Raw genomic sequence first — 26477 nt, 5'->3', positions numbered from 1 at the left:
CGTAACAGCACGCACGAGATCCAGGAGACGTGGAGAAATGGCCGGCGCACCGAACAACCGCTTCCTCGGCAAGTTCCGGGGCCGGGTGGCGGCGAATGACGACCCGATGGGGATCGGACGGCTCAGAGTCCAGGTGCCGGACGTGCTGGGCGATGAGGTGTCCACCTGGGCGATGCCCTGCTTTCCGTTCACGGGAGAGCGGGCGGGACAGGTGGTGGTGCCGTCCGTCGGGGCCGGTGTGTGGGTCGAGTTCGAGCAGGGGGACCCGAGTTTCCCGGTGTGGACCGGCTGTTGGTACGGGCGGCGGGACGAGCTGCCGGAGGACGCGCAGGCCGATCCGGCGATCGCGCATCCCGTGGTGATTCAGACGCCCAAGAAGCACAAGTTGGTGATGTCGGATGTGCCCACCAACGGAATTCTGCTGGAAGCGCCGGGTGGCGCATTCGTGAAGATCGATGCGACGGGTGTCCATATCAATAACGGGCACGGCGCTTCGATTTCCTTGGTCGGGGATCAAGTCGACATCAATGAGGGCCGGTTGACCGTGCCCAAGAAGCGCTGAAGGGAACGGGGGGACAGAAGACAATGGCGAGCGGAAATCTTGTCCATGGCGGGGCCGTGATCAGCTGCCCGCACGGAGGGCGCGCGCTGTCCATGGCGGGCGCGGGCAGTGGCGCGGAGGTGCGGATCGACGGTGCGCCCGCGGTCACCGCGGCGGACCTCTACACGGTCAGCGGGTGCACACATGTCGTCGCCGGCCGTCCGCGGCCGTGCACCAGCATCCGCTGGACCCCGGCAGCGGGCGATGACGCCGTACTGGTCGACGGGGTGCCGGTGCTGCTGGACACCACGGCGGCCATGTGTTTCCACGCCGGGCTGGTGCCACAGGGCCCGCCGGTCGTGGCGTCCGTCCACCAGGGGGTTTCCAGCCGATGAGGACCACAAGGCCAGTACGTACCGAGATCGCGTTTCCGTTCCGGATCGACCGGCGGGGGCGGACCGCGCAGGCCGGCCATGACGCACACGTACGGGACCTGATCGAGCAGCTGTTGTTCACCAGCCCCGGTGAGCGGGTGATGCGGCCGGACTTCGGGTGCGGGCTGCTGGATCTCGTGTTCACGCCGAACAGCCCGGAGCTGGCGTCGGCGGTCGAGCTGTCGGTCCAGGCCTCGCTGCAGCGCCTGCTGGGTGACCTGATCGAGGTCGAGTCGCTGGACGTGGTGAGCGAGGAGAACGTCGTACGGGTGTATCTGCGCTATGTCGTGCGCTCCACCGCGAGCCGGCGTGACGAAGTGTTCGAGGGGCGGGGCGAGGAATGAGCGAACAGCGCGGCGCGGCAGCCGAGTTGAGGTGCCGTACGGACAGTCGGCGCGGGCGTATCAGGGCGGCGCAGCTCAACGGGATCGATGCGGTGGAGGTCGCCGATGACGGGGTGACGCTGACGGTCACCTTTCTCGGTAAGGCGCCGCACGGGCTGTGTCCGGAGAATGTGCGTATCGACGGCGGGCGCCGGATCACCGGGCCGGTGGCCCTGGAGGTCTCCGTCGAGCGGGAGGAGGACCCCGAGCTCGACGACCGGCTGCATATCGTCCTCGACCGGACCGGTGACACTTCGCGGTACGGGCTGTCGCTGGTCGCCACCGATCCGTACGGCCGCCCCGGCACCGAGCCGTACGAGGGTTTCGACCAGCGCTACTTCCGTGCCGAGTTCTTCTTCCGGACCGATTGCCCGAGCGCCTTCGACTGCGCCGGGGAGAGCGCCGGAGACGACTGCCCGGACACCTTCCGGCCGGCACCGGTCATCGATTACACCGCCCGCGACTACGACAGCCTGCGCCAACTCGTCCTGGACCGGCTGCGGCTGACCACTCCCGACTGGGTCGAGCGCAATCCGGCGGACCTGGGGGTGACGCTGGTCGAACTGCTCGCGTACACCGCGGACCAGATCAGTTATCAGCAGGACGCGGTGGCGACGGAGGCATATCTCGACACGGCGCGGAGACGGGTCTCCCTGCGCCGGCACGTGCGGCTCATCGACTATCCGATGCACGACGGGTGCAGCGCGCGGGCGTTCGTGTCCCTGGAGACCACCGGGGAACTGACGCTGCTACCGGGCGAGTTCCGCTTTGCCGCCGTCGACATCCGGACGTACGGGCCACGCGACCGGCCCGAGATCGGCAGCGTCATCGACGACCGGGATCTGGCGGTGCTCGACGAGCGCGGTTCGGTCGAGGTCTTCGAGCCGGTGGCCGACGCACCGCTGGCCCTGCGGGCGGAGCACAACGCCGTCCGGCTGTGGACCTGGGGCGGGGAGGTCTGTGCGCTGCCGAAGGGGGCGACGAGCGCGACGCTGCGGGACGAGTGGGCGGACGACGGGTGCGCCTCCCGTGCACTCCGCCTCTCCCCCGGTGACCTGCTGCTGTTCGAGGAGGTCAAGGGGCCGCGTACGGGCACGCCCGGCGATCAGGACCCGGCGCACCGGCAGCCGGTCCGGCTGACCTCGGTCACCCCCGGTGTGGACCGGCTCGACAACCAGCCGGTGCTGGAGGTCACCTGGGCGCAGGAGGACGCGCTGGCCTTCGCGCTGTGTCTGTCCACCCGGGGCGGTCCGGACTGCGCGCCCGTCGAGGACGTGAGCGTGGCGCGCGGCAATGTCGTACTCGTCGATCACGGGCGGTCGCTGACCTTCGGGGCCTCGGCCGCGGAGACCGAGCAGGAGACCGTCACCGTCCCGCCCGTCCCGGCCGTCCTCGGCTCCTGCGATCCGCCCGCATTCGGCTGCGGCGACCGCAAGGACGGGGGGAATGCGCCGGCCCGGGTCATCAACGCCCTGCGCGAGAAGACCGGTGGTCACCGGGCGCTCTCCCCCGACGACATCCGTGAGCTGTTCACCGTCGTCGGCGAGGAGGCGACCGTACGGGCCGGGCTCGGCCTGGAGCCGGCCGGAGCCGGGCGGGGCCGGGAACGCGTCGTCCCCGGTACCGCGTATGCGCAGGCCGAGGCGCTGCGCACGCTGCTGGCGCAGGTGGTCTATCCGGGCATCGGCCCGCGCTTCCGGCCGCTGCTGCACCGCTCCCCCGTCGCCCAGACGGTGCCCTTCCCGCAGGCCGCGCAGGTGGCCGCGGGGCAGGCCGGTCATCTGGCGGGTATCCGGGAGCGGGTGCGGGCGCGGCTGGTCGAGCTGTGGCGCAGCGCCCGGGACCACGACGGGCTGTCGGAGGACGAGATCGCCGAGCTGGCCGTGGTGTTCGGCCTGAAGATCCTCGAACGGCTGGAGCTGCGCCGCCACCCGGTACGGGCGCTGCGTGAGCTGCTGCACCGTGCGGACCGGCTGCTGGACGCCAAGCTGCGCCGGCTGGAGGTGCTGACCGCGCGGGCCCGTGTGGGCACGGTGCTGGACGGGCGGATCGCCTGGGAGATCGCACAGAGCTGGGGTCCGGCCTACGCGGTGGGCCTGCATCCGGACGAGCCGGTGCTGCACGGTCCGGCCGCCGCCCTGCTGCCCGATCCGCGCGCCGCGCTCCCCGCCGTGCGCATCCAGGACGACGACGGTGAGTGGCGCCCCCGCCGCGATCTCCTCGGCAGCGGGCCCCGTGAGCGGCATGTCGTCGGTGAGCTGGAGGACGACGGGCGGATCGCGCTGCGCTTCGGCGACGGGCGGTACGGTGCCCACCCCGCACCCGGCAGCCGGCTCACGCTGCACTACCGGCTGGGCGGCGGGAAGGCGGGCAATGTCGGCGCCGAGGCGATCAACCACCTGGTGCTGAGCCGGGATCCGCAGACCTCTGACGCCGGGGACCCGATGCCGGTGGCGGGGGTCCGCAATCCGCTGCCCGCGACGGGTGGCACCGAGCCGGAGCCCCTGGAACAGGTGCGGCAGCTCGCCCCGCTCGACCTCAAGCGGACCCGCCTGCGGGCCGTGACCGCCGCGGACTACGCGGAGCTGGCGTCGGCACTTCCCGGCGTTCAGCGGGCGGCGGCGGAAATCCGCTGGACCGGCAGCGTCCAGGAGGCGCATGTCGCGATCGACGCGGCGGGGACCGGTGAGGCGGGCCCGCGGCTGCTGGACTCCGTCGCGGATGCGCTGGAGTGCTACCGGCGGATCGGCCACGACCTGGTCGTGGGGCCGGCCCGGACGGTGCCGTTGGACATCGCGCTGGAGGTGTGTGCCGCCCCGGGGCATCAACACGGGCAGATCCTGGCCGAGTTGACGCGGGTGCTGGGCAGCGGGCGGCTGCCCGGCGGCCGGCTCGGCTTCTTCCACCCGGACGCGCTGACGTTCGGGGAGCCGGTCCGGCTGAGCCGGCTGGTCGCGGTGGCCGCGGCCGTGCCCGGCGTGCGGAGCGTGCGGGTGACCCGGCTGCAACGCCTTTTCCCTCAGGGATATATCGACAACAGAGCACTGGAGGACGGTGTGCTGCGGCTCGGCCCGCTGGAGATCGCCGTGTGCGACAACGACCCGGAGCGGCCGGAGAACGGCTCGCTGGTCATCGAGCTCGGGGGTGTGCGATGAGCGGCTGCCGTTGCGGCTGCGGGGGAGGCAGCGACGAGCGCCGCGCCCCCGACGCCCTCTACAACCCGCCGGGGCGCACGGCCCTGGACTACCGCGTCGGCGACTACGGCTCGTTCCTGGCCGGGATGCTCGACCGGCTCGCCTCGCCCGCCTACCCGGCGCTGCGCGGCCTGACCGTGGGGGTCCCCCCGCGCGAGCAGAGCCGAGCGTGGGGGAGTGCGCCGGACGACCCGGCGGTCGGACTGCTGGACGCCTGGGCGGTGCTCGGTGACGTACTGACCTTCCACAGCGAGCGGATCGCCGAGGAGGGCTATCTGCGGACCGCCAACGAGCACCGGTCGCTGGCCCTGCTGGGGCGGCTGGTGGGGCATCGTCCGCGGCCCGGTGTCGCGGCCGACACCCACCTCGCGTACACCCTCGACAAGGATCCGCGCGCCGAGGACCTGCCGGTGGTCATTCCGCGCGGCGCGCGCAGCCACAGCGTGCCGGCCGCCGACGTGGAGGAGTCACAGACCTTCGAGACGGACGAGGACCTGACCGCGCGATGGGCGTGGAACGAGCTGACGGTGCGCAGGCGGCGTCCGGCGCTGCTGGTCGCCGAGGATCTGGCCCAGCGGTCGGAGCTGTACGTATCGGGCACCTCGACCTCCCTCCAGACCGGTGACCAGCTGCTCTTCGACTTCGGCGACAGGCAGTTGCTGCTGCCGGTCGCGAAGGTACGCATCGACCGGGACGAGGACCTCACCGCGATCGGGCTGCCGCAGTCCGCACCGGCCACCCTCAAGGAGCTGGTGGACGAGCTGCGGCAGTGGATCACCGAGCCGGAGACCGGCGTCGACCCGGACGACCCGGACTATCCGCCGGATCCCGGCCCGCAGGTCCCGAACCCGCGGCCCGTCAGCAAGCTGATCGAGACCTTCGACATCCAGGTGCTGGCGCCGCTGCGCAGGGATCTGGACGGGGACGCCGGCCGGACGCCGGCGGCCTTCGCCGAGCGGCTCGCCGGGCCGCATGAGCGGCTGGCCGAGGCACAGGTGCTGGCCGCGCCGTACGAGGCGGTCGCGGCCTGGTTCGAGCAGCTGGCGGCGGTGGTCGGCGAACTGCGGGAGCGCGCGGGGCAGCTGGCGCCCGCGCGCACGGTGCCCGGCACGCCGAAGTCCGCCGCGGGGCAGGGCGCTCCGGCGCTGGCGGCGCTGGGTTCCGTCCTCCCCGCCCTCCGTACCCGGGTCGTCCGCCCGCCGTCCGGCGCGCGACCCGGCCGGCTCTTCGCTCCGGGTTCGGACCTGACCGCGCGGCTGCTGTCCGCGCTGGACCCGCGGCTGGCGGACGGGATGTACGCGGCGTGGCGGCAGGCGGCGCCCGCGGTGCCGTCCGCGCTGCGCGAGTTGCTGGCGATGCGGGTGACCGCCGCGCCCTTCGGGGCGACCGCGCCGCTCAAGCCCGTGCAGGACGACAAGGGCCGGGTCATCCGGCAGGCCGACTGGCCGCTCACCGGCGGGATGCTGACCAGCATGCGGGTCGTGTTCGACACGGCCGGCAAGGTGCCGGTGAAGGCCGAGTTCCAGCACATCGAGACCGGCAGTTCGGTGCAGCGCACCGAGAATCTGCCGTCCGACGGGGCCTTCGACTTCGGTCCCGGACGCATCGAGCTGTCCACGCGTACCGGCCCGGACCACGATCTGAGCTGGCTGGGCCGTCGTCCGACGGACTCGCAGGAGGCCGGGATCACGGCCCGGCTGCTGGCCGGCCTGCCGGAGCGCACCCTGTTCGTGGCCCGTCCGGACGACGAGGACCGGATCGAGATCGCGGTGCACAACGGCGAGACCAAGACCTGGCGTCTCAAGCCGGGCGACCAGGATCAGATCCGGCACGGCGCGTACGAGGTGACGGTGCGCCGCACGCCGGGCAGCGAACCGCCCGCCGTGGAGATCGGCATCGCGACGGTCCCGGAGGCCGCCAACCGTTCGGTGCTGCCGCTGGACTCGGTGCAGGACGGCATCACGGTCGGCAGCTGGGTGGCCGTCCAGCGGCCCCGTAAGGGCGCGGACGGGCCCGACGGCATCCCGGGGGACAGGAAGCTGGCGTTCGTCACCACCCGCGTGACGGCGGTGCGTACCGCCGCCTACACCGATTTCGGCATCACCGGACGCGGCACCGAACTGACCCTGGCCGACCCCTGGCTGGACGAGCACGATGTGGTGCTCTCCGCGATCCGGGACACGACCGTGCACGCGGGCGGCGTGCCGCTGCGGATGGCGGACGAGCCGCTGGGCGAGGACGTGCACGGCAACGAGCTGGAACTGGCCGCCCTGTACGACGGTTTGCTGCCCGGCAGGCGCCTCATCGTCTCCGGCGAGCGCACCGACATCCCGGGGTCGGCGGGGCTGCGCGCCACCGAGCCGGCCGTGATCGCCTCGGTCGACCAGCGCCTGGACCCCGGGCTGCCGGGCGACCAGGTGCACACGGTGCTCACGCTCACCGCGGATCTCGCCTACCGGTACCGGCGGGACACCGTCCGCGTTCAGGGCAATGTCGTCCCCGCCACGCATGGTGAGAGCCGCGACGAGCCGATCGGCAGCGGAGATGCCGCACGCGGGAACCAGACGTTCGCGCTCTGGCAGGCACCGCTGACCTGGCTGCCGGACGACAATGCGCTCGGTGCCGTCCCGCAGTTGGAGGTGCGGGTCGACGGACTGCTGTGGCATGCGGTGGACAGTCTGGCCGGGCGCGGCCCGCGGGAGCGGGTCTATGTGACGGGGACGGCGGACGGGGGCGCCTCCCCGTCGAGCCGGGCCGGGGGCGGCGGAGGCCGTACGACGGTGACGTTCGGCGACGGGGTGCACGGCGCCCGGCTGCCGAGCGGGCACGACAACGTACGGGCCCGCTACCGCTTCGGCACCGGGCGGGCGGCGAATGTCGCGGCGAACCGGATCACCCAGGCGGTCACCCGGCCGCTCGGCGTCACCGGCGTCACCAATCCGCAGCCGGCGAGCGGCGGTGCGGACGCCGACGGACCGGGGCTGACCCGGCGCACCGTGCCGCTGGCGGTCTCCGCGCTGGACCGGCTGGTCTCGCTCGCGGACTATGAGGACTTCGCCCGCTCCCGGGCCGGCATCGGCCGGGCCGCGGCCCGCGAACTGTTCGACGGGCGGCGGAAGGTGCTGCATGTGACGGTGGCGGGGGTGGACGACACCCCGATCGCGCCGGACGCGGAGGTGCTGCGGGCGCTGCGGTCCTCGCTCGCGGAGTACGGCGACGCCCGGCTGCCGGTCCGGGTGGACGTGCGGGAGCCGGTGCTGCTGCTGCTCGTGGCGCAGGTGAAGGTGGCGGCGGACCATACGTGGCCGCTGGTCGAGCCGCGGGTGCGGCGGGCGCTGCTGGCCCGGCTGGGCTACGACGGGCGGGAGTTGGGGCAGGCGGCGCAGTTGTCGGAGGTGCTGGCCGCGGCACAGGCCGTGCCGGGTGTCGACCATCTCGATGTGGACGCGTTCACCGGCGTGCCGGCGTCCGCCACTCCCGCCGAACTCGCCGGATTGGGCGACCAGTTGACCGGGCCGCCGAATGCTTCGGTACCGGCCCGCCTGGCCACGTACGACGAGCGGATCCATGAGGTGACGGCGGACGGCGGCGAGACGCTGAGCGCGGTCGCCGGCCAGTACGGCATCTCGCCGGCCGAGCTGCTGCGGCTGAACCCGGACATCACCGACACCCGACCGCTGGCCAAGGGCCGTGCGGTCGCCGTCTTCCGCGGCATCCGGCCGGCCCAGCTGGCGCTGTTCTCACCGCAGGTCGCGGACACACTGATCCTCACGGAGGTGACCCGATGACGACGTCCAGGGAGCCGGACGGGCTCGCGGAGCTGCTTCCGCAGTGGCACCGGCTGCGCGACGCGGAGAACGGGGAGCCCCTGCGCGCCCTGCTCGCCGTGATCGCCGAGCAGGTGGACCGGGTACGCGACGGGGTCGCCCAGCAGTACGACGACTGGTTCGTGGAGAGCGCCGCCGAGTGGGTGCTGCCCTACCTCGGCGATCTGGTGGGCTACCGTCCGCTGCCCGGATACGAGCGGGTGTTGGCGACCGGGCTGCGGGACGGCGGGCTGCCGGACTCCTCGCGCCGGCGGCTGGCCGAGGCGCTCGCGCCGCGCCGCGATGTGGCGGCCACGGTCGGCAACCGGCGGCGCAAGGGCACTCTGGCGCTGCTGGAGGAACTGTCGGAGTCGGTGGCGGGCTGGCCGGCGCGGGCGGTGGAGTTCTCCCGGCTGGTCGCGCACCAGCAGCCGGTGAAGCTGTACGGGTCGGGCACCGAGGCCGCCGACGAGCGGCGGCGCGGGCGCGGGCGGCTGGTGGACGTCCGGGACGGTGCGGCACTGGACCTGGCCGGCGGGCCGTTCGGGACGGTGGCCCGTTCGGTGGATGTCAGAAGGGTCAACTCGCCCCGGACTCAAGGCGGTTACACCCCGGCCGGGGTCGGGCTGTTCGTCTGGCGGCTGAAGCCTCAGTCGGTCACCCGGGCGCCCGCGTACTGCATCGACCGGGCCCGTAACCTCTACACCTTCTCGATCCTGGGCAACGACACGGCGCTGGTGACCCGCCCGGAGCCGGAGCCGTCCGCGAGCCACATCGCCACCCTCGACAATGTGCCGGCCGCGATCCGCCGCCGGCAGCTGCACGACCGGCTCGCCGACTACTACGGGCCGGGCAAGAGCTTCGTCATCCGGCGGGACGGACACGACACTCCGGTGCCGCCGGCCGACATCGTCGTCGCGGATCTGAGCGACTGGCGCTACCGGCCCAAGCGCGGGCAGATCGCCGTCGATCCGGAGCTGGGGCGGATGGCGTTCGGCGCGCGCTCGGCGCCGCGGCAGGGCGTCTGGGTGGACTACCACTACGGGTTCGGCGACGAGCTGGGTGGCGGGGAGTACGAGCGGGAGCGGGACACCCCTGCGGGCGCCGCCGTCTACCGGGTCGGGCCGCGCCAGGACTTCCGGCGGATCATGGATGCGTACGGGGCGTGGCAGCACGACCGGCGGGCCGGGCGCTGCGGCTCCGACGGGATCATCGAGATCACCCACAGCGGCGCCTACCAGGAGCAGCTGGACTTCGACCTGGAACCCGGCGACCGGCTGGAGCTGCGCGCCGCCGAGGGCACCCGGCCCGTCATCCGGCTGCTCGACTGGTACAGCAACCGGCCCGATGCGCTCAACGTCCGGGCGAGCGAGGCGGATTGCGCGCCCGGCGACCGGCCACGGATGGTGCTGGACGGGCTGCTGGTCACCGGCCGCGGGCTGAATGTCAGCGGGCCGATGGGGGCACTGGTGCTGCGGCACTGCACGCTGGTGCCGGGCTGGTCACTGGAGCCGGAGTGCGATCCGCACTCCCCGGAGGAGCCGAGCCTGGTCCTGGACCGTACGACGGCGTGTGTGGAGATCGACCGCAGCATCCTGGGCACCATCGAGGTGATCGGTGACGAGGTGAGCACCGATCCGCTGCCGATCCATCTGCGCGACAGCATCCTGGACGCCACCGGGTCCGACCGCGAGGCCCTTTCGGCGCCGGACTGCCGGCATGCGCATGCGGTGCTCCACGCACACCGCGCCACGGTCATCGGCGAGGTGCACACGCACGCCGTGCAGATCGCCGAGAACAGCATCTTCACCGGGCGGCTGCACGTCGCCCGGCGCGGCATCGGCTGTCTGCGCTTCAGCTATGTCCCGCCGGGGTCGCGCACCCCGCGCCGCTACCGCTGTCAGCCGGACCTGGCGGGCGCCGAGGACGCCGCGCGGGTACGGCCGCTGCTGCGCGGTGAGCGCTACGGGACGCCGTGGTACGGACAGTTGGCGACGGGCTGCGCGGACGAGATCAGGCGCGGCGCGGAGGACGGCGCCGAGATGGGCGCGTACCACGACCTCTACCAACCGCAGCGCGAGGACAGCCTGCGGGCCCGGCTGGCGGAGTACACGCCGGCGGGGAGCGATGCGGGGGTGGTGTTCGTGACGTGAACCACCGGCCTGTTCGTGACGTGAACTGCCCGCGCACTGCGCGCCCTTGCTGTGCCCCGACCGCCGACCTTCCGAGCATCCCGTACGAGGGGGACCCCTTCCATGCACGCTGATCTCTCGCGCCTCACCCACCGGCCGGAGCGTCACTACTCCGCGGTCGTCGCCCAGCAGGGCCGCGTCCAGCTGGACGCGGACGCCAATGAACAGACCGCGATCCAGCTGTTCCAGGCCCGTACGCTCGCCGCCGACCTGATCGGTCAGCACGGCGGGCCGCGCGGCGCCACCGGCTTCAGGATCCAACTGCGGGGCGGCAGCCGCGAGCTGGACGACCTGATCATCGGCCCCGGCCGCTACTACGTGGACGGCATCCTGTGTGAGGCGACCCGCCCGCAGCCCGGGGTGCCGGTGCCCGCGGCCGGCGCGGACGGCGCCGGCGGCAAGGACGGCGCCGCGGCCAAGGACGGCCAGGACGGCGGCGAGGGCGCGGACGAACCGGCCGCACCGCCCGCCACCTGGACGTACTGGGACCAGCCCGACGGCTTCCGGGACCCGGAACGGCCCGGTGACCGGCTGCCCACCGCCTTCCCGTATCTGGCCTGTCTGAAGGTGTGGGAGCGGCTCGTCACCGCGGCCGAGGACCCGGCGCTGCGCGAGGTCGCCCTGGGCGCGGCGATGCCGGACACCGCGGCCCGCACAAAGGTGGTGTGGCAGGTGCTGCCCCTGCCCGCCTCCGCACTGGGGCTGGACGACGACAGCCCGTCGGTCGACGACATTCGTACGGCCTTCACCCGCTGGGCGCAGAAGGCGGGTGCCCCCGGCTCCCGTCTCGCGGCCCGCAGCGCACGCCCGGACCACGCGGACGACGAACCCTGCCTGGTCGTCCCGGACGCCCGCTACCGGGGGCCGGAGAACCAGCTCTACCGGGTCGAGGTGCACGACGGGGGCAGCGCGAAGGACGCCACCTTCAAATGGTCCAGGGAGAACGGCTCCGTCACCTTCCCGGTCGACGGACTCGACGGCACCTGGGTGGAGCTGGCGACCCTGGGCAGCGACGACAAGCTGGACCTGGACGTCGGCGACCGGGTCGAGTTCGTGGACACCGCGTATACGAGCCGGGGCGAGGCCGAGCCGCTGCTGCGGGTGGAGGAGATCGATCTGCCGGGCCGCCGGGTACGGCTCTCGGACGAGCCGGCGCCGGGCGTCGGCCGGCGGCCCGAACTGCACCCGTTCCTGCGCCGCTGGGACCACCAGGAAGGCGGCCGGCGGACCACCGCGCGCGCTGAGCGGGGCGGGCGGCTCAAGCACGGTGCACTGCCGGTCGAGGAGGGCGGCTGGCTGCCGCTGGAGGACGGCGTCGAGGTCTACTTCGCGTCCGGCGGCAGCTACCGCACCGGCGACTTCTGGCTGATCCCGGCCCGTACGGCCACCGGCGCGGTGGAGTGGCCGACGGATGCGGCGCGCCGCCCCCTGCTGGAGTACCCGTCGGGTATCGCGGTGCACTTCGCGCCGCTGGCGTGGGTCGCGGGCGAGCAGGGCGAGACCGATCTGCGGCTGGCGTTCGCCCCGCTGTCGGCGGGCATTCCGGCGGCGGACGAGGCGGCGCTCGCCGCCGAGGCGGAGGCACGGGCGGAGGAGGCGGACAGCGCGGCGTACGACACGGCGGATCCGGCGCCGAGCAGGTCACAGACCACCGCGGCGGCCGAAGCCGCGGCCGACGAAGGAGGTGCGGGCTGATGGCCACCGCCCTGACCGCGAACAAGCTGATCGCGGCGCTGCGCGACGAGGGCCTGGTGGTCCACGAGGTCCGCAACTGGCGTCAGCACAACCGGAACACCAAGGGCCGCTGGGGCCCGTTGAACGGCGTGATGATCCATCACACCGCCACGAAGGGCACCGACAGCTCGGTGGACCTGTGTTACGACGGGCGCTCCGATCTGCCGGGGCCGCTGTGCCATGGCGTGATCGACAAGCAGGGCGAGGTCCATCTCGTCGGCAACGGCCGCGCCAACCACGCCGGGCTCGGCGACCGCGACGTCCTGCGTGCGGTGGTCAACGAGGACGCGGAGCTGCCGAAGGACAACGCCGCGGACACCGACGGCAACCGTCACTTCTACGGCTTCGAATGCATCAACCTCGGAGACGGCAAGGACCCTTGGCCCGAGGAGCAGAAGCTCGCCATCGAGAAGGCCGCGGCGGCGATCTGCCGGGCGCACGGCTGGAGCGAACGCTCGGTGATCGGGCACAAGGAGTGGCAGCCCGGGAAGGTCGATCCGCGCGGCATCGTGATGGACGACCTGCGCGGCCGGATCAAGAAGCGGCTGGCGAAGGCGGCGGAGGGCCCGCCGGAGGCCGGCGGTACGGATGCGGGCGGTACGGATGCCGGCGGCTCGGGGCCGGGCGGTACGGATGCCGGCGGCTCGGGGCCGGGTGGCTCGGGCGGCGATTCCGGTGACGGTTCGACGCGGCCGGTGCCGCCGAAGCCACAGCATCCGCCGTACGAGTCGTTTCCCGGCCGCGACTTCTTCCGGGCGGGGGCCCGCAGCCCGGTGATCACGGCGATGGGTGCGCGGCTGGTGGCGGAGGGCTGTGGCCACTACAAAGACGGCCCCGGTCCGGAGTGGACCGAGGCGGACCGCAAGTCGTACGCGGCCTGGCAGCGCAAGAACGGCTTCCGCGGCAAGGACGCGGACGGGGCACCGGGGCAGGTCAGCTGGGAGCGGCTGCACGTACCCAAGTCGTAGGCGCGGGAGGCTCGTTGGCCCAGCGCATCACGGATGCGGCGCCATGCGAAGTGGTGCGGCGCGGTGGTGGATACACCAAGGCCGGGCGGCCCTCCCCCACAGAGGTCCGCCCGGCTGTTCATGGGTGTTCCGGCATCGGCCGCCGCCGCGGCCGATCAGCCGGTGGTGTCGGCCTGAGGCCTCAGACCGCCTGGACCGGGAGGGCCGGCAGCGCCGGGATGTTGGCGGCGTTGGTCAGGTCGGCCAGGTTGGCGGGCACGGCCGGAACGGCAACGGCGTCGGTCAGGTTGGCCGGAACGGCAGGCACCGACGGGACGGCCGGGACGGCAACCGCGTCGGTCGGGTTGGCCGGGACGGCGGGGACGGACGGAAGGGCGTCGGTCACGTTGGCAGGCACGGCCGGGACGGAGGGCACGGCAGGCACGGCCGGGACGGAGGGCACGGCAGGCACGGCCGGCACGGACTTCACCGGGGCCAGGCCCTGCACACCGGCGACGGCCTTGCCGGCGGTGCCCTGCGCGTCGGCCACGACGACGGCGGTCAGGCCCTGCGCGAACGGGGTGGCGTCAGCGGCCGCACCCTGGGCGAACCCCACGGTGTCGGTCGCCTTGCCCTGCGCGAACGGCGCCGCGTCGGCGGCCACACCCTGGGCGAACGGCACCGCGTCGGCCGCGGCACCCTGCACGAACAGCTGCGCCTGGCCGCCGACCGTGATCACGAACGGGGTCGCCTGGCCGGCCGCGTCACCGGCGAGGTGACCGGCACCGCCGACCGCACCCTGCGCGACCGGCACGACCTTGACGACGACCCGGCGGGCGACGGGCGGCAGCACGTCGGAGGCCGCCTTGCCGACGACCGGACGGGCGGTGGCGAGACCGCCCTGGGCCTGCTTCGTCAGCTGCTCGGGGCGGATGCCCGCACCGGCGAGACCGGCGAGCAGGTTGTCGACCGAGCCCGGAGCCTTGGGCAGCGCGGGGGCCTTCGGCAGCGCCGGGGTGCCACCGGGGAGGTGGGCCGACGGGACGCCCGGGGTGGCGGGCAGCGACGGAACGGAGGGCAGCGTGCCGTTCGTGAGGCGCCCGGTCTTGCCCAGGTCGGCGGCCTTGGCAGCCTTCTTGACGGCCTTGGCGGCCTTCTTGGCCTTCTTCAGGTCGGCGGCCTTCCGCACGTCACCGGTCTTCGGCAGGCCGACACCGTGGGCCTGCTTCTGCACGCCGTCCACCGCACCGGTCACGTCACCGACCTGCGGCAGCTTGCCGGTGGGCAGGTTCTGGGTGGACACGCCACCGAGGGCGCCGGTGGCCTTGGCCGCCGTCTCCTGGGCGGTCGTGGTGACGGTCTTGGCCGTCTTCGTCGCGGTGCCGGCCACGTCACCGGTGGGCAGCTGCTTGGCGGTGTCGGTCACCGTGCCGGCGGCCGGCAGGTCCGAGCCGACGGGCAGCTCGGCGGCGTTGGCGGCGACGGAGCCCAGGGCCCACAGACCGGTGGCGGCAGCGGCAACGACGATGGAACGGCGGATGTTCGAGCGCATGGAGGTGATGTCCTTCGAATTCAGGGGTGTAAGGGCAGACCTGTCCCGCCCCCGCGCGGCAGGTCCAGTTACAGACGCGGAGCGGTCTGCCCTAGCCCGGGAATTCGAGGATTTCTTCGGCACGCCGACGCGTCGGAGCGCCATCGGCCGTGCGGACGCCACCCGGCAGCAGCCGGAAGCGCGTGGGATCCGCCGGGGCGGCGGCGTGCTGGTCCCCGCCACGGGGGCCATGGCCGTCACCGGCGGAGTGCGAGGTGGGCGCCATCGGGGCCTGCGGGCACTGTCCCGGAAGGCCGTTGTGGCCCGGGGCGGGCTGCTCGTGGACGGCGGCCGAACGGTGCTCGGCGGCCGGCCGGTGCAGGTCACCGACGAGGTGCGACGACTGGGCGGCACGAGCGGCGGCAGCCTGGGCAGCGGTCCGCTGACCGGCCGGCTGTGCGTCGCCCGGCGTACGGCCGTGCTGGTGGCTCGCGCCGTCTCCGGGTCCCGTCTGCTCACCGGACGGGAGGTGTACGGGCAGTGCGGCGCCGACGGAGTCCCCGGCTTCCCGTACGACCCGGCTCACCGGCTCGGTGATCCGGCCGGTGACCGGCGCGGCCTGCTCGGCGGCGGGCCGTACGGCCGTGGCCACCGCGCCGGAGGCGGTGTGGGTGCGCTCGGCGAGCTTTGCGCCGGACGCCTTGCCCTGCCGCTGGAGCCCGGTCCCGGAGCCGGACAGCTGGTGCGCCCGGTCCGTCGCCCGGTCCCGGGTGGCGGCCCGGTCCGGGGTGGACGCCTCGGCCGGGGCCTTGGCCGGGGTCGCCACCCCGGGCAGGTCCGCTGTCCGCGTGCGGTCGTCGGCATGGGCGCCGGGACCGAAGGCGAAGCCGAGGGCGACGAAGCCCACCAGGAAGAGCCCGGCCAGCAGCGCACGCCGCACGGCCACCGTGCGCGGCAGGCGCACGGCGGCAGGCAGGGCGAACACAGCAGACAAGGAGGGACCTTCCCCTACGGACGGGGACGCCCAAGGCACACGGCCTCGGCGTCACGCGCGTCGCGGGCGATCGAGCGATGGCCTGATCCTTGCATGAGGAGCCAGGTGCCACGCAAGTCCCCCAGGGGTTCCTGTCACCGTTGCTCCGCCATGTCCGGTATGGGCAGCGGCCGTTTCTCGATCGCGGCCGCCATCACGTCCGGAAAGAGATCCGGGGTGCAGGCGAACGCCGGGGCCCCCAGGGCCGCGAGGGCCGCGGCGTGTTCACGGTCGTAGGCGGGCGCACCTTCGTCGGAGAGTGCGAGCAACGTCACGAACTGCACGCCGGACGCCTTCATCGCGGCGACCCGCTTGAGCATCTCGTCCCGGATTCCGCCTTCGTAGAGGTCGCTGATGAGGACGACGACGGTTTCGGTGGGGCGGGTGATGCGGGACTGGCAGTAGGCGAGCGCACGGTTGATGTCCGTGCCGCCGCCGAGCTGGGTGCCGAAGAGGACATCGACCGGGTCGTCCAGTTGGTCTGTCAGATCGACGACCGCGGTGTCGAAGACGACGAGCCGGGTGTCGAGGGCCCGCATGGAGGCGAGCACCGCGCCGAACACCGAGGCATGGACGACCGAGGCGGCCATCGAACCGGACTGGTCGATGCAGAGCACCACATCCTTCTTCACCGACTGCGCCGCGCGGCCGTAGCCGATCAGCCGCTCGGGGACGATCGTGCGGTGCTCCGGGAGGTAGTTCTTGAGGTTCGCCCGGATCGTGCGGTTCCAGTCGATATCGCGGTGGCGCGGCCGGCTGATCCGGGCGGAGCGGTCCAGTGCGCCGGTGAGGGTGGCGCGGGTGCGCTGCGCCAGCTTCTTCTCCAGCTGCTCGACGACCTTGCGGACGACGGCGCGGGCGGTCTCCTTGGTGGTCTCGGGCATGAGCTTGTTGAGCGAGAGCAGGGTGCCCACCAGATGCACATCCGCCTCGACGGCCTCCAGCATCTCCGGCTCCAGCAGCAGCGCGGACAGCCCCAGCCGGTCGATGGCGTCCCGCTGCATCACCTGCACCACGGAGGACGGGAAGTAGGTACGGATGTCGCCGAGCCAGCGCGCCACCCCGGGCGCCGAAGCCCCGAGCCCCGCCGACCGCCTGCCGTCGGCCGCCTTGCCGCCGTTTCCCTTCTCCCGTCCGTAGAGCGAGGCCAGTGCGCCGTCCATCGCCGCGTCCCGCCCCCGTAGTTCACACCCCGTCCCGTCCGCGCCGCCGCCACCGAGCACCAGCCGCCAGCGGCGCAGCCGCTCGGCTTCGGAGGCGGGGGCGGGGGTGGCGGGAGCGGGGTCCGGGTCCGTCGTGGGGGCGGGGGTCGTCGCCGTCGCCGGGGCAGTAGTCATGCCCGTTGCCGTCGCCGGGGCGGTGGTCGTCGTTGCCGTCGCCGGGGCAGTAGGCGTACTCGTTGCCGTCGGGTCCGGTGTCGTGCGGGTCATGTCCGTGCCCCCGTGAGGTCGTCGGCCGGTCGGATGGTGTCCAGTTGCGGGTCGTTCGGCCCCTCGCCCGGCTCGTCGTCGAAGCCGTGGGCACCGATCCCCAGCAGCATGCGCAGGGTGGGGAGGACGGCCGCGGCGCGGTCGCGGTCCAGGCCGGGGCCGAACCCGGGTGCGGCGGCGTCCGGGGCATCGCCGGCCGGGTGGCGGGACGGGGCCGCGGGGCCGCGGCGGATCAGTTCGCCGAGGGTGCGCCGCACTCCGGCCTCGTACTCCGCGAAGGTCCGGCGCAACAGCGGCAGGACGTCCGTGAACGCGGCGTCCGGCACTCCGGTCAGCCAGCCGTCGACCAGCGCGAGCAGCCGTTCGTCATGGACCAGCAGCATGCCGCCGTCCCCGCCGCCGACGAATCCCTCGATCCATCCGGCGGCGTCGGTGGGCGGGGTACCCGGCGAGAGCGCGAGCCCCATCAGCCGCTCCGCTCCCCCGTCGCCCAACTCCCCCTCGTCCAGCAGGAGTCTGGCCGCCCGGCCGCGGATCAGGCCCGGTACGGCGTCCCGTTCGCTCACTGCCCGCAGCACCCCGGCCCACCGCGTCCGCAGCTGCCGCGGTCCGGGCCGCTGCCCGGTCTCCTGCTGGCCGAGGAGGCCGACGGCCTGATGGGTGGCGTCGAGATGGCCGCGGATTTCCGCGGCGCCGTCGGCATCCAGGCCCGGGCAGGCGGGTGGCAGTCCGACGAAGATCCGCTCGGCCAGGCCCGTCGCCACCTCGCGGAGCGCCACGGCGTCCGTGCCGCGCACATCGCCGTAGCGCACCGACCGTACGAGGGCGGGCAGCGCCTGGGCGAGATGGCCCACGTCCGCGTCCAGTGCCGCGCGGTCGGACAGCGCCCGCATCACCACCGGTAGTGCGTCGGGGAGTTCGGCCAGCAGACAGCGCTCGGCGAGCGCCGTCACGTCGGCGAGCGTGGCCGTCCCGGACGCCTCGGAGGAGGCCTTGGCCGTGGCGGCCGAGAGCACGGTCGTGCCCCAGATGCCGGCCTCCGCGACCCGCACCGACAGTTCGGGCTCCCAGCGCAGCCGCCAGGTCTCCCGGAAGGTGCCGGTGCTGCCGCGGGAGCGGGTGGGCTCGCCCCAGGGGATGCCGAGCAGCCGGAGCCGGTGCAGCAGGCGGCTGCGGCCGGCGTCAATATCCTTGCGCAGGTCCAGCTCCAGTTCCCGTTCATGGGGGTGGTGCCCCCGCTCGAGCGAAGTCGGGAGTGGGGGAGCCTCCGGTTTGAGCCGCAGCGTCCGCTGGCTGCGGGCGATGTCCCGTTGCAGCGGCACCGCGGGGGCGTCCTCCGGGACCTCGCCCAGCACCTCCCCGACCACCAGCCGGTCGTGGATCAGCGAGGACGGCGCATCGGAGCCGTCCCCCATGACGGCCCGGATCGCATCGTCCAGTTCCGTCAGCCCGGCCAGCGGGCGGCCGCGTACCGTGGCCAGCCCCTCGGCGAGCCGCACCGCTTCGATGACATGCGCCGACGAGACGGCGTAGTCCTCCTCCCGGAGCAGCCCGGCGACCTTGGTCAGCCAGCGTTCCACGGGGCGGTCGGGGACGCTGAAGAGATGGCCGTACCAGCCCGGTGAGGCGATACCGGCGCCGTAGCCGCTGCGGCGGGAGAGCCGTCGGTGCGTCCAGGGCACCCAGGTCACCGCCGTCTTCACCTTCGGCAGTCCCTTGAGCAGCTGCCGGTCGGCGGCCACGGTGGTGCGCTGCGCCAGGGCCGGTACGTGCCAGGCACCGCACACCACGGCGATGCCGTCCCCGAACTCCCGCCGCGCGGCCCGCAGTCGCAGCCGCATATGGGCCTCGCGCACCGGATCGCGGTCATGGCCGCCGTCCCCGTACGTCTCGCGCAGCGCCCCCATCGCCTCGGCCAGCGCCACGAACGGGGCCAGCGCATCCACACCGGAGCCTCCCCCGCTCCCGGCTCCTCCCCCACTCCCGGCTTCGCCCCCACTCCCGGCTTCGCTCGAAGCTTCGCTCGGACGGGAGGGCCCCCCTGACCGGAAGGCACCCCCGCCTCCACGGTGCTCGACCACGTCCTCCCACCAGCGCTCCGGGTCGTCGTACCCGGCCGCCTCGGCCAGTACCCGGATCGGATCGACCCGCACCTCGGTCACGGTCTCGGTCGCGGTCTCGGTCGCGGTCTCGGTCGCGGTCGCGGTCGCGGTCGCGGCTTCAGCCTCGGTCTCGGTTCCGGCTCCGGTTCCGGTCTCGGTTCCGGTCCCGGCCGCGGCCTCCTTACCGGCGGCCGGCCCCCCGTCGGCCGTTCCCTCGCCCGCCGTCCCCTCGTCGTCCCCCATCGCCAAGGAGTGCGCCGCGGGCAGATCGATGAAGCGGACGGGGACGCCGCGCTCCAGTGCCCAGCGCATCGCCACCCACTCCGGGGAGAACTCGGCCAGCGGCCAGAACGCCGCACGGCCGGGATCGTCCTGCGCATGGGCGAGCAGTGCGACGGGCGGGCGCATCCCCTCCTGCGCGGCCAGCGGCACCAGCGCGTCCGCCTCCGGTGGTCCCTCGATCAGGACCGCGGCGGGCGTGCACTGGTCCAGGGCGGCGCGCACCGCCCGCGCCGAGCCGGGGCCGTGATGCCGCACCCCGAGCAGCACCGGCCCGGTCATGCGCTCACCTCACGGCAGGCGCGGTAGAAGTCCTTCCAGCCGTCGCGCTCGCGCACCACGGTCTCCAGGTACTCCTGCCAGACGACCCGGTCCGCTGCCGGATCGCGGACCACGGCTCCCAGAATGCCCGCGGCCACGTCCCCGGAGCGCAGCACACCGTCCCCGAAGTGGGTGGCCAGCGCCAGCGCGTTCGTCACCACCGAGATGGCCTCGGCCGTGGAGAGGGTGCCGGACGGCGACTTGAGCTTGGTGCGGCCGTCGGAGGTGAGGCCGGCCCGCAGCTCGCGGAAGACCGTCACGACGCGGCGGATCTCGTCCAGGCCCTCCGGTCCGGCCGGGAGGTCCAGCGAGCGCCCGATCTGCTCGACCCGGCGCGAGACGATGTCCACCTCTTCGTCCGGGGTTGCGGGCAGCGGCAGTACGACGGTGTTGAAGCGGCGGCGCAGCGCGCTGGAGAGTTCGTTGACCCCACGGTCGCGGTCATTGGCGGTGGCGATCAGATTGAAGCCGCGGACGGCCTGCACCTCCTGCCCCAACTCCGGGATGGGCAGGGTCTTTTCCGACAGGACCGTGATCAGCGTGTCCTGGACGTCGGCGGGGATGCGGGTCAGTTCCTCGACCCGTGCGGTCATGCCCTGTGCCATCGCGCGCATCACCGGGCTGGGCACCAGCGCCTCCCGGCTGGGGCCGTTCGCGAGCAGCTGGGCGTAGTTCCAGCCGTAGCGGATGGCCTCTTCGGGTGTGCCGGCCGTGCCCTGGACCAGCAGGGTGGAGTCGCCGCTGACGGCGGCCGCCAGGTGCTCGGACACCCAGGTCTTCGCGGTGCCGGGCACGCCGAGCAGGAGCAGTGCACGGTCCGTCGCGAGGGTCGTCACGGCGACCTCGACGATCCGGCGCGGGCCGACATATTTGGGTGTGATGACCGTGCCGTCCGCGAGCGTGCCGCCGAGAAGGTACGTCGCGACCGCCCACGGCGAGAGCCGCCAGCGCTCCGGCCGAGGCCGGTCGTCGGCCGCCGCGAGGGCCTTCAGCTCCTCCGCGAAACTGTCCTCGGCGTGCGGCCGCAGCGCTTGGCCGCCCGCGGCGTGCGGCGTCGTCCCGCCGCTCGGATTGCTGTCGTCGTCCGTCGTCTGGAAGCTGTTCTCGGACATGGTTCCCCCTCGTCGCAACGTCTGCGGCCGGGACCCCGAAATCCCTGCGGCCGCTTGCGGAATCAAGCCTGCACCACGCCACTGACAATCCCCCGAAAACCCGCCCTGAACTGCGAGTTCATCGCGCGTCACGGCGATTGTCAGTGGGGCGTCGTAGCGTCGATGACATGAATCCGCAGGGGGAACGCTGGACGACGGATCAGGTGCTCGCGCTGGCGCCTGACGAGGCTTCACGCAAGGCGGGCGGCAAGCTCGCGGCGCCGGGACCGTGGTCGGAAACGGGCGCGGACGAGGGCGCGGTGTGGGGGCAGTGCAAGGGCAGCGGCAAGAAGCCGTATCAAACGGTCGTGGAACTCAACGGCCCCGCCTTCAAGTGCAGTTGTCCGAGCCGCAAATTTCCGTGCAAGCACGCGCTGGGACTGCTGCTGCTCTGGGCGGGCGGCGGCCAGGAGGTGCCGGCAGGGGAACCGGCGCAGTGGGCGGGCGAGTGGCTGGCCGGACGCCGGGAGCGCGCCGAGCGGTCCGCGGATTCGCCCTCGGGCGGCGGCGCTCCGTCGCGTGCGCCGGCCGACCCGGAGGCGGCCAAGCGGCGGGCGGAGCGCCGGATGCAGCGGATCGGCGCCGGTGCGACGGAGCTGGAGCAGCGCCTGGAGGATCTGCTGCAGTCCGGTCTGGCCTCCGCCGAGCGCGCCGGTTACGGGGCCTGGGACGAGACGGCCGCCCGCATGGTCGATGCCCAGGCGCCCGGTCTCGCCTCGCGGGTAAGGGAGTTGGGCTCGGCAGTGGCATCCGGTCCGGACTGGCCGGCCCGGCTGCTGGAGGAGTGCGCCCTGCTGCACCTTCTCGACCAGGGGTTCCTGGGCATCGAGCGGCTGCCGGCCCCCCTCGCGGCGACGGTCCGCTCGCGCGTCGGGCTGACCACGGACACGGCGGATCTGCTGACCGGCCCCGGGGCGACGACGGTCCGGGACCGCTGGCTGGTGCTCTCCCAACAGGACAGCGAGGACGGCAAGCTGACCACCCGCAGAATCTTCCTTCGGGGCGAGCGGACCGGCCGGATGGCGCTGCATCTCTCCTTCGGCGGTGCCAACCGCCCTCTGGACCTGGCCCTGCCGCCCGGCCTGGTGCTCGATGCGGACCTCGCCTATTACCCGGGCGCCCGCCCCCTGCGCGCCACCCTGGGCGAGCGGCACGCCCCGGCGGCCCCGGGGGCCGTGCCACCGGGCTGCGGCATCGATGCCGCCCTCGCCTCGTACGGCGACGCTCTGCGCGACGACCCGTGGCTGGATTCCTGGCCGGTGGTGCTCGCCGAGGTCACCCCGATTCCGGGGCGGGACGGAAAGAGCTGGCAACTGGCCGATGCGGACGGGGAGTCGGCGCTGCCGCTGGACCCGCGCTGTCCGGGCCGTACGAACCTGTGGCAGCTGGCCGCCATATCGGGCGGCGCGCCGGTCACGGTCTTCGGCGAATGCGGCCACCGCGGCTTTCTGCCGCTGACCGTCTGGGACCCGGCCCCGGTGTCCCTGTGACCCGAGCCCCCGCCACACCGCCGGCCACTGCCTCCCGCCACCCGCGCCCGCCGTCCACCACCGATCCCCGGAGGAAGCGCATGACGCCCACCACCACGCCCACTCCACCCACGACTCCCACGGCTCCCGCCACTTCCAGTGCACCCTCCGCCCCCTCTTCCCCCACCCCGACCGCCCCGGCCCCCTGGGCCGATCTCGTGAGCGCCGCGCTCCTCGGGACCGAGCGGCGGACGCCGCCGGTGGCGGTGCGGTCCGGGCAGGGCGGCGCGGCCGCGCTGCTGGACGCGGCCGCGGTGAGCACGGTGCGCCGGCGCGCCGCACTCCGCCCCGCGCCGGCCGGTGAGCGGCCCGCCGCGGCCCCGGCCGACCCACGGCCCCCGTTGCCGCCCGCCGCCCGCCGCCGGCTGTCCCTGCTGCTGGCCGACCGCGGCGCCGGAGGCGGCAGCCGCCGCGGCACGGCCCCCGATCTCACGGAACTGCTCCCCCAGTGGCTGGCCGCCGCCGGTGAGTACGGCTATCGCGCCCCGGAGGCGCTGCTGCCCGCGCTGCTCGACGCCGCCCGCGCCCGTACGGACCTGCGGCCCGCCGCGCTGGCGCTGGCGGGGCCGCGTGCCCTGTGGCTGTCGCGGCTCAACGACGAGTGGAAATTCGCACTCCGAGGGGTCGGCGGCCCGGCCGAGCTCTCCGGAGACGACAACCCCGAGGGCGTACGACGCCGTTGGGAGGAGGGCCTGTTCGCGGAGCGGGTCGCCCTGCTGACCGCGCTGCGCCGCCAGGACCCGCAGGCCGGCCTGGCCCTGCTGGCCACGACCTGGCCCACGGAGCGGGCCGAGGACCGTCTGATGTTCCTCGACTCGTTGCGCGAGGGCCTCTCGGGGACCGATGAGCCCTTCCTCGAACAGGCGCTGTCCGACCGCAGCCGCAACGTCCGCGCCACGGCCGCCGAACTGCTCTCCACGCTCCCCGGCTCCGCCCTCGCGGCCCGTATGGCGCAGCGCGCCCACACCTGCGTCGGCCTGGACCGTACGGCCGGCGCACCGGTGATCGCCGTGGAGGCGCCGCACGAGTGCGATGCGGGGATGCAGCGGGACGGCGTGGCACCCAAGCCGCCCTCCGGACGGGGCGAACGGTCCTGGTGGCTGGGCCAGTTGGTGGAGGCGACGCCGCTGGACGGATGGCACGCCCGGCTCGGGGGCCGCGACGCGGCGGCGATCGTCGCCCTGCCGGTGGGCGACGACTGGCGGACGGAGCTGCACGACGCCTGGTGCCGCGCCGCGGTGCGACAGCGGAACGCCGACTGGGCACGGGCGCTGCTGGGCGCGCCGGGCGCGCCGTCCCAGGCGGCCGAGGTCGCACCGGCCGGCTCGTCGCGGGACCTGACGAAGCTGCTGACCGTGCTGCCCGGTGCCGAACGGGCCCGGTGGGTGGCGGAGTTCATCGCGGCACACGGGCTGTCGGAAGCCTTCCGGATGCTCGGCGTGTGCGCGGTCCCCTGGGCCGAGCCGCTGGGCGGGGCCGTCGTCGACGCCCTGGACATCGCCCGGGACGCGGGAAGCTACCCGTGGAGCTTCAGCGGGGTGATGGGCCTGGCCGAGCGCTGCCTGGACCCGGCCGCGGCGGGCCGTTTGGAGATGCTCACCGCCGTCACGGACGAGCCGGAGGGCGCCTCACCGGGCGCCGGCGGCTACTGGTCCGAGGCCTTCCAGCGCCTGGTCGGCACCCTGCGCCTGCGCGCCACCATGCACGCGGAACTCACCCCGCCCCCCACCGGTCACGACAGCGGGGACGAGAGCGAATCGGCCGGCCCTGCCGACACCGGCACGAGCACCGGCACCGATACCGGCCCGGACACCGGCATCACTACCGGTACCCCGGCCGGCGCCCCGCGCCGGGCCACGCGACAGCCCCTCGCCCCATGATCCTCCGCTCCGGACCCTCCCGCGCCGCGGCCGCCCAGGCGGCCCGGCCGTCTCGTGGCTCAGACCGCCAGGGACCGCACATTCGCGTTGACCCACGCCACGATCGAGGCGGTCGTCGCGCCCGGCGTGAAGATCTCCGCGACGCCCTGCGCCTTGAGCGGGGGGATGTCGGCCTCGGGGATGATGCCGCCGCCGAAGACCTTGATGTCCGCCGCGTCGCGCTCCTCCAGCAGGGCGATGACCTTCCCGAAGAGGGTGTTGTGCGCGCCGGACAGGATGGACAGCCCGATCGCGTCGGCGTCCTCCTGGATCGCGGTGTCGACGATCTGCTCCGGGGTCTGGTGCAGCCCGGTGTAGATCACCTCCATACCGGCGTCGCGCAGCGCCCGCGCGATGACCTTGGCACCCCGGTCGTGCCCGTCCAGGCCCGGCTTGGCCACGACCACCCGGATCGGCCCCGACCTGCCCGCCGCGCCCTGGCTCCCCGCTTGCGCTCCGTCATGCCGAGCCACACTCATCACTGCCTCCAAGCCATGCACGGCACCGTGGTGCCGCCGAGCCGACATCGATCGCGCGACCGCGATCCGGCGGCCACGAGCGTGAACGAACGTTATCGCCAGCATCCCGTACCCAGCCGTTTCGTGACATCCGGGGAGGGGGAAATCACACATGGGACACGTTCGCTACGCGCCGTGTTCCGCGTGTCGTGCCGCCAGAGCCGGGCGGATCCGTACACGCGGGGCGGGCGCACGGGGAGTCGCAGCCGGGCCACCGCGCCGCCGGGCGCGCATCAGGGCGGGTACGCCGCATGCCCGCCGTCGCTGCTCATGACTTCCCACGAGGGCATACGGGGGTCAAAGCCGCCTCCCACGTGCCGTTCGGGAGGTCGGCCATGCAGGCCCTGCCCTTTCTCTCCGCACCCCTTCTGCTCGCGCGCCTTTGCGCCACACCACTCCGGCGCGCCCGCCGGCTCCCCACCCGCGTCTCTTCCGTGCTCCTGCGCAGCACGGCCGTGGAGCTGGCGGTGCTGGCCGGCCATCTCCTCCTCTATCCGACCGGCATCTCCCCGGAACGCCCCGCGCCACGACCCGCACCGCACCCCGCGGCCGGGACTCCGGAAGGGCACATGGCGCCGGAGCCCTTGCAGCCCGCCGCCGATGCACCGTCGCTGCTGCCGACCGAGGGCCGGGCCCATCCGCCGGTCCTCCTGCTCCATGGCTTCATCGACAACCGCTCCGTCTTCCTGCTGCTGCGCCGCTCGCTGCACCGGCACGGCTGGCGTCGCGTCGAGGCGCTCAACTACTCCCCGCTGACCTGCGATCTCCGTAAGGCCGCCGAGCTGCTGAGCCGGCATGTGGAGGAGGTGTGCGCGCGGACCGGTCATCGACGGGTGGACATCGTGGGCCACAGCCTGGGCGGGCTCATCGCCCGCTATTACGTGCAGCGGCTCGGCGGCGACGCCCGCGTCCGTACATTGATCACGCTCGGGACCCCGCACTCCGGCACCCGCATCGCGCCCTTGATGTCGGCGCACCCGATCGTCCGCCAGATGCGCCCCGATTCCGAGGTGATTGCGGAGTTGTCGCTTCCGGCGCCACATTGCCGGACGCACTTTGTCGCTTTCTGGAGTGAGGAGGACCGGGTGATGGTTCCCGCCACGACGGCCAGAATCGACCACCCGGATTTGCTCGCTTACAACGTGCATGTCGCCGGTGTCGGACATCTCGCGCTACCGGTCAACGGCACCGTCGCCGCCGGCATACGTGAGGCGCTGACCTCGGCGGAGACGGCGGAGGGAGCCGCGGACGTCATTTCGGTGGCCTGACCCCGACCGGTGACGAACGCCCCGTTTCGGCCTCGCGCGAGGCCGAAACGGGGTCGCACAGGCGACCTGATCTTGGCTTAATGTCGAACAAACGTCGAACGGGGCGCCAAGGGCTCGCATGGGGACTGCCGAAAGGCGGCCAAATGCCCGGTCTGGCCGAACCCA

General features: G+C 73.6%; 17 protein-coding genes. 11 read left to right on the top strand and 6 right to left on the bottom strand.

The window, feature by feature from the left end; translation table 11 throughout:
- Positions 1 to 37: 37 nt before the first annotated feature.
- The 8 genes from ACWGI6_RS13575 to ACWGI6_RS13540 all read left to right on the top strand — a co-directional run bounded on the left by ACWGI6_RS13575 (position 38) and on the right by ACWGI6_RS13540 (position 13252).
- On the top strand, positions 38 to 562 hold the full coding sequence (locus ACWGI6_RS13575; RefSeq protein WP_453267643.1) for a phage baseplate assembly protein V: 525 nt from the start codon (positions 38 to 40) through the stop codon (positions 560 to 562).
- A 23-nt stretch (positions 563 to 585) separates the two neighbouring features.
- A complete protein-coding gene (locus ACWGI6_RS13570; RefSeq protein ID WP_453267642.1) occupies positions 586 to 936 on the top strand; it encodes a hypothetical protein in 351 nt (116 codons plus the stop codon).
- Positions 933 to 1319: a GPW/gp25 family protein gene (locus ACWGI6_RS13565; RefSeq protein WP_453267641.1), complete on the top strand. Its 387-nt coding sequence runs from the start codon at positions 933 to 935 to the stop codon at positions 1317 to 1319. Before ACWGI6_RS13570 ends, ACWGI6_RS13565 begins: the two co-directional genes overlap by 4 nt.
- The gene (locus tag ACWGI6_RS13560) at positions 1316 to 4513 is read left to right on the top strand and encodes a putative baseplate assembly protein (RefSeq protein WP_453267640.1); all 3198 of its coding nucleotides are present in this window, start codon (positions 1316 to 1318) and stop codon (positions 4511 to 4513) included. Before ACWGI6_RS13565 ends, ACWGI6_RS13560 begins: the two co-directional genes overlap by 4 nt.
- Positions 4510 to 8340, top strand: a complete 3831-nt coding sequence (locus tag ACWGI6_RS13555) for a putative baseplate assembly protein (RefSeq protein WP_453267639.1) — start codon at positions 4510 to 4512, stop codon at positions 8338 to 8340. Before ACWGI6_RS13560 ends, ACWGI6_RS13555 begins: the two co-directional genes overlap by 4 nt.
- A complete protein-coding gene (locus tag ACWGI6_RS13550; RefSeq protein WP_453267638.1) occupies positions 8337 to 10511 on the top strand; it encodes a hypothetical protein in 2175 nt (724 codons plus the stop codon). The genes ACWGI6_RS13555 and ACWGI6_RS13550 overlap by 4 nt, the downstream gene beginning before the upstream one ends.
- Positions 10512 to 10613: 102 nt before the next feature.
- Entirely contained in the window at positions 10614 to 12245 is a 1632-nt protein-coding gene (locus tag ACWGI6_RS13545; RefSeq protein ID WP_453267637.1) for a DUF6519 domain-containing protein, read from the top strand.
- The gene (locus ACWGI6_RS13540) at positions 12245 to 13252 is read left to right on the top strand and encodes a peptidoglycan-binding protein (protein ID WP_453267636.1); all 1008 of its coding nucleotides are present in this window, start codon (positions 12245 to 12247) and stop codon (positions 13250 to 13252) included. The genes ACWGI6_RS13545 and ACWGI6_RS13540 overlap by 1 nt, the downstream gene beginning before the upstream one ends.
- Before the next feature lie 181 nt (positions 13253 to 13433).
- On the opposite strand, the gene ACWGI6_RS13535 is transcribed toward ACWGI6_RS13540, so the two are convergent.
- The 5 genes from ACWGI6_RS13535 to ACWGI6_RS13515 form a co-directional block, all read right to left on the bottom strand.
- On the bottom strand, positions 13434 to 14783 hold the full coding sequence (locus tag ACWGI6_RS13535) for a hypothetical protein (protein WP_453267635.1): 1350 nt from the start codon (positions 14781 to 14783) through the stop codon (positions 13434 to 13436).
- Positions 14784 to 14874: 91 nt separating this feature from the next.
- Positions 14875 to 15756: a hypothetical protein gene (locus ACWGI6_RS13530; RefSeq protein ID WP_453267634.1), complete on the bottom strand. Its 882-nt coding sequence runs from the start codon at positions 15754 to 15756 to the stop codon at positions 14875 to 14877.
- A gap of 134 nt (positions 15757 to 15890) precedes the next feature.
- Complete coding sequence (locus ACWGI6_RS13525; protein WP_453267633.1) at positions 15891 to 17225, bottom strand: VWA domain-containing protein; 1335 nt, start codon at positions 17223 to 17225, stop codon at positions 15891 to 15893.
- Positions 17222 to 19888 (bottom strand): DUF5682 family protein, encoded by a 2667-nt coding sequence (locus tag ACWGI6_RS13520; RefSeq protein WP_453267632.1) that lies wholly within the window; start codon positions 19886 to 19888, stop codon positions 17222 to 17224. The genes ACWGI6_RS13525 and ACWGI6_RS13520 overlap by 4 nt, the downstream gene beginning before the upstream one ends.
- Positions 19885 to 21039, bottom strand: a complete 1155-nt coding sequence (locus ACWGI6_RS13515; RefSeq protein ID WP_453267631.1) for an ATP-binding protein — start codon at positions 21037 to 21039, stop codon at positions 19885 to 19887. Before ACWGI6_RS13515 ends, ACWGI6_RS13520 begins: the two co-directional genes overlap by 4 nt.
- 167 nt (positions 21040 to 21206) lie before the next feature.
- Between ACWGI6_RS13515 and ACWGI6_RS13510 the strand changes: the two genes are divergently transcribed.
- Together ACWGI6_RS13510 and ACWGI6_RS13505 are read left to right on the top strand one after the other, a co-directional pair.
- Positions 21207 to 22568: an SWIM zinc finger family protein gene (locus tag ACWGI6_RS13510; RefSeq protein WP_453267630.1), complete on the top strand. Its 1362-nt coding sequence runs from the start codon at positions 21207 to 21209 to the stop codon at positions 22566 to 22568.
- Positions 22569 to 22648: 80 nt separating this feature from the next.
- On the top strand, positions 22649 to 24487 hold the full coding sequence (locus tag ACWGI6_RS13505; protein ID WP_453267629.1) for a DUF5691 domain-containing protein: 1839 nt from the start codon (positions 22649 to 22651) through the stop codon (positions 24485 to 24487).
- A 59-nt stretch (positions 24488 to 24546) separates the two neighbouring features.
- Here ACWGI6_RS13505 and ACWGI6_RS13500 read toward each other — a convergent pair whose 3' ends face one another.
- On the bottom strand, positions 24547 to 25005 hold the full coding sequence (locus ACWGI6_RS13500; RefSeq protein WP_393906558.1) for a cobalamin B12-binding domain-containing protein: 459 nt from the start codon (positions 25003 to 25005) through the stop codon (positions 24547 to 24549).
- A gap of 374 nt (positions 25006 to 25379) precedes the next feature.
- On the opposite strand from ACWGI6_RS13500, the gene ACWGI6_RS13495 reads away from it, so the two are divergent.
- Positions 25380 to 26312, top strand: a complete 933-nt coding sequence (locus ACWGI6_RS13495; protein ID WP_453267628.1) for an esterase/lipase family protein — start codon at positions 25380 to 25382, stop codon at positions 26310 to 26312.
- Positions 26313 to 26477 lie beyond the last annotated feature (165 nt).

The organism is Streptomyces sp. NPDC054786, from assembly GCF_053611685.1.
The sequence above is the reverse complement of the archived record's forward strand: the minus strand, read 5'-3'. Positions and strand labels throughout refer to the sequence as shown.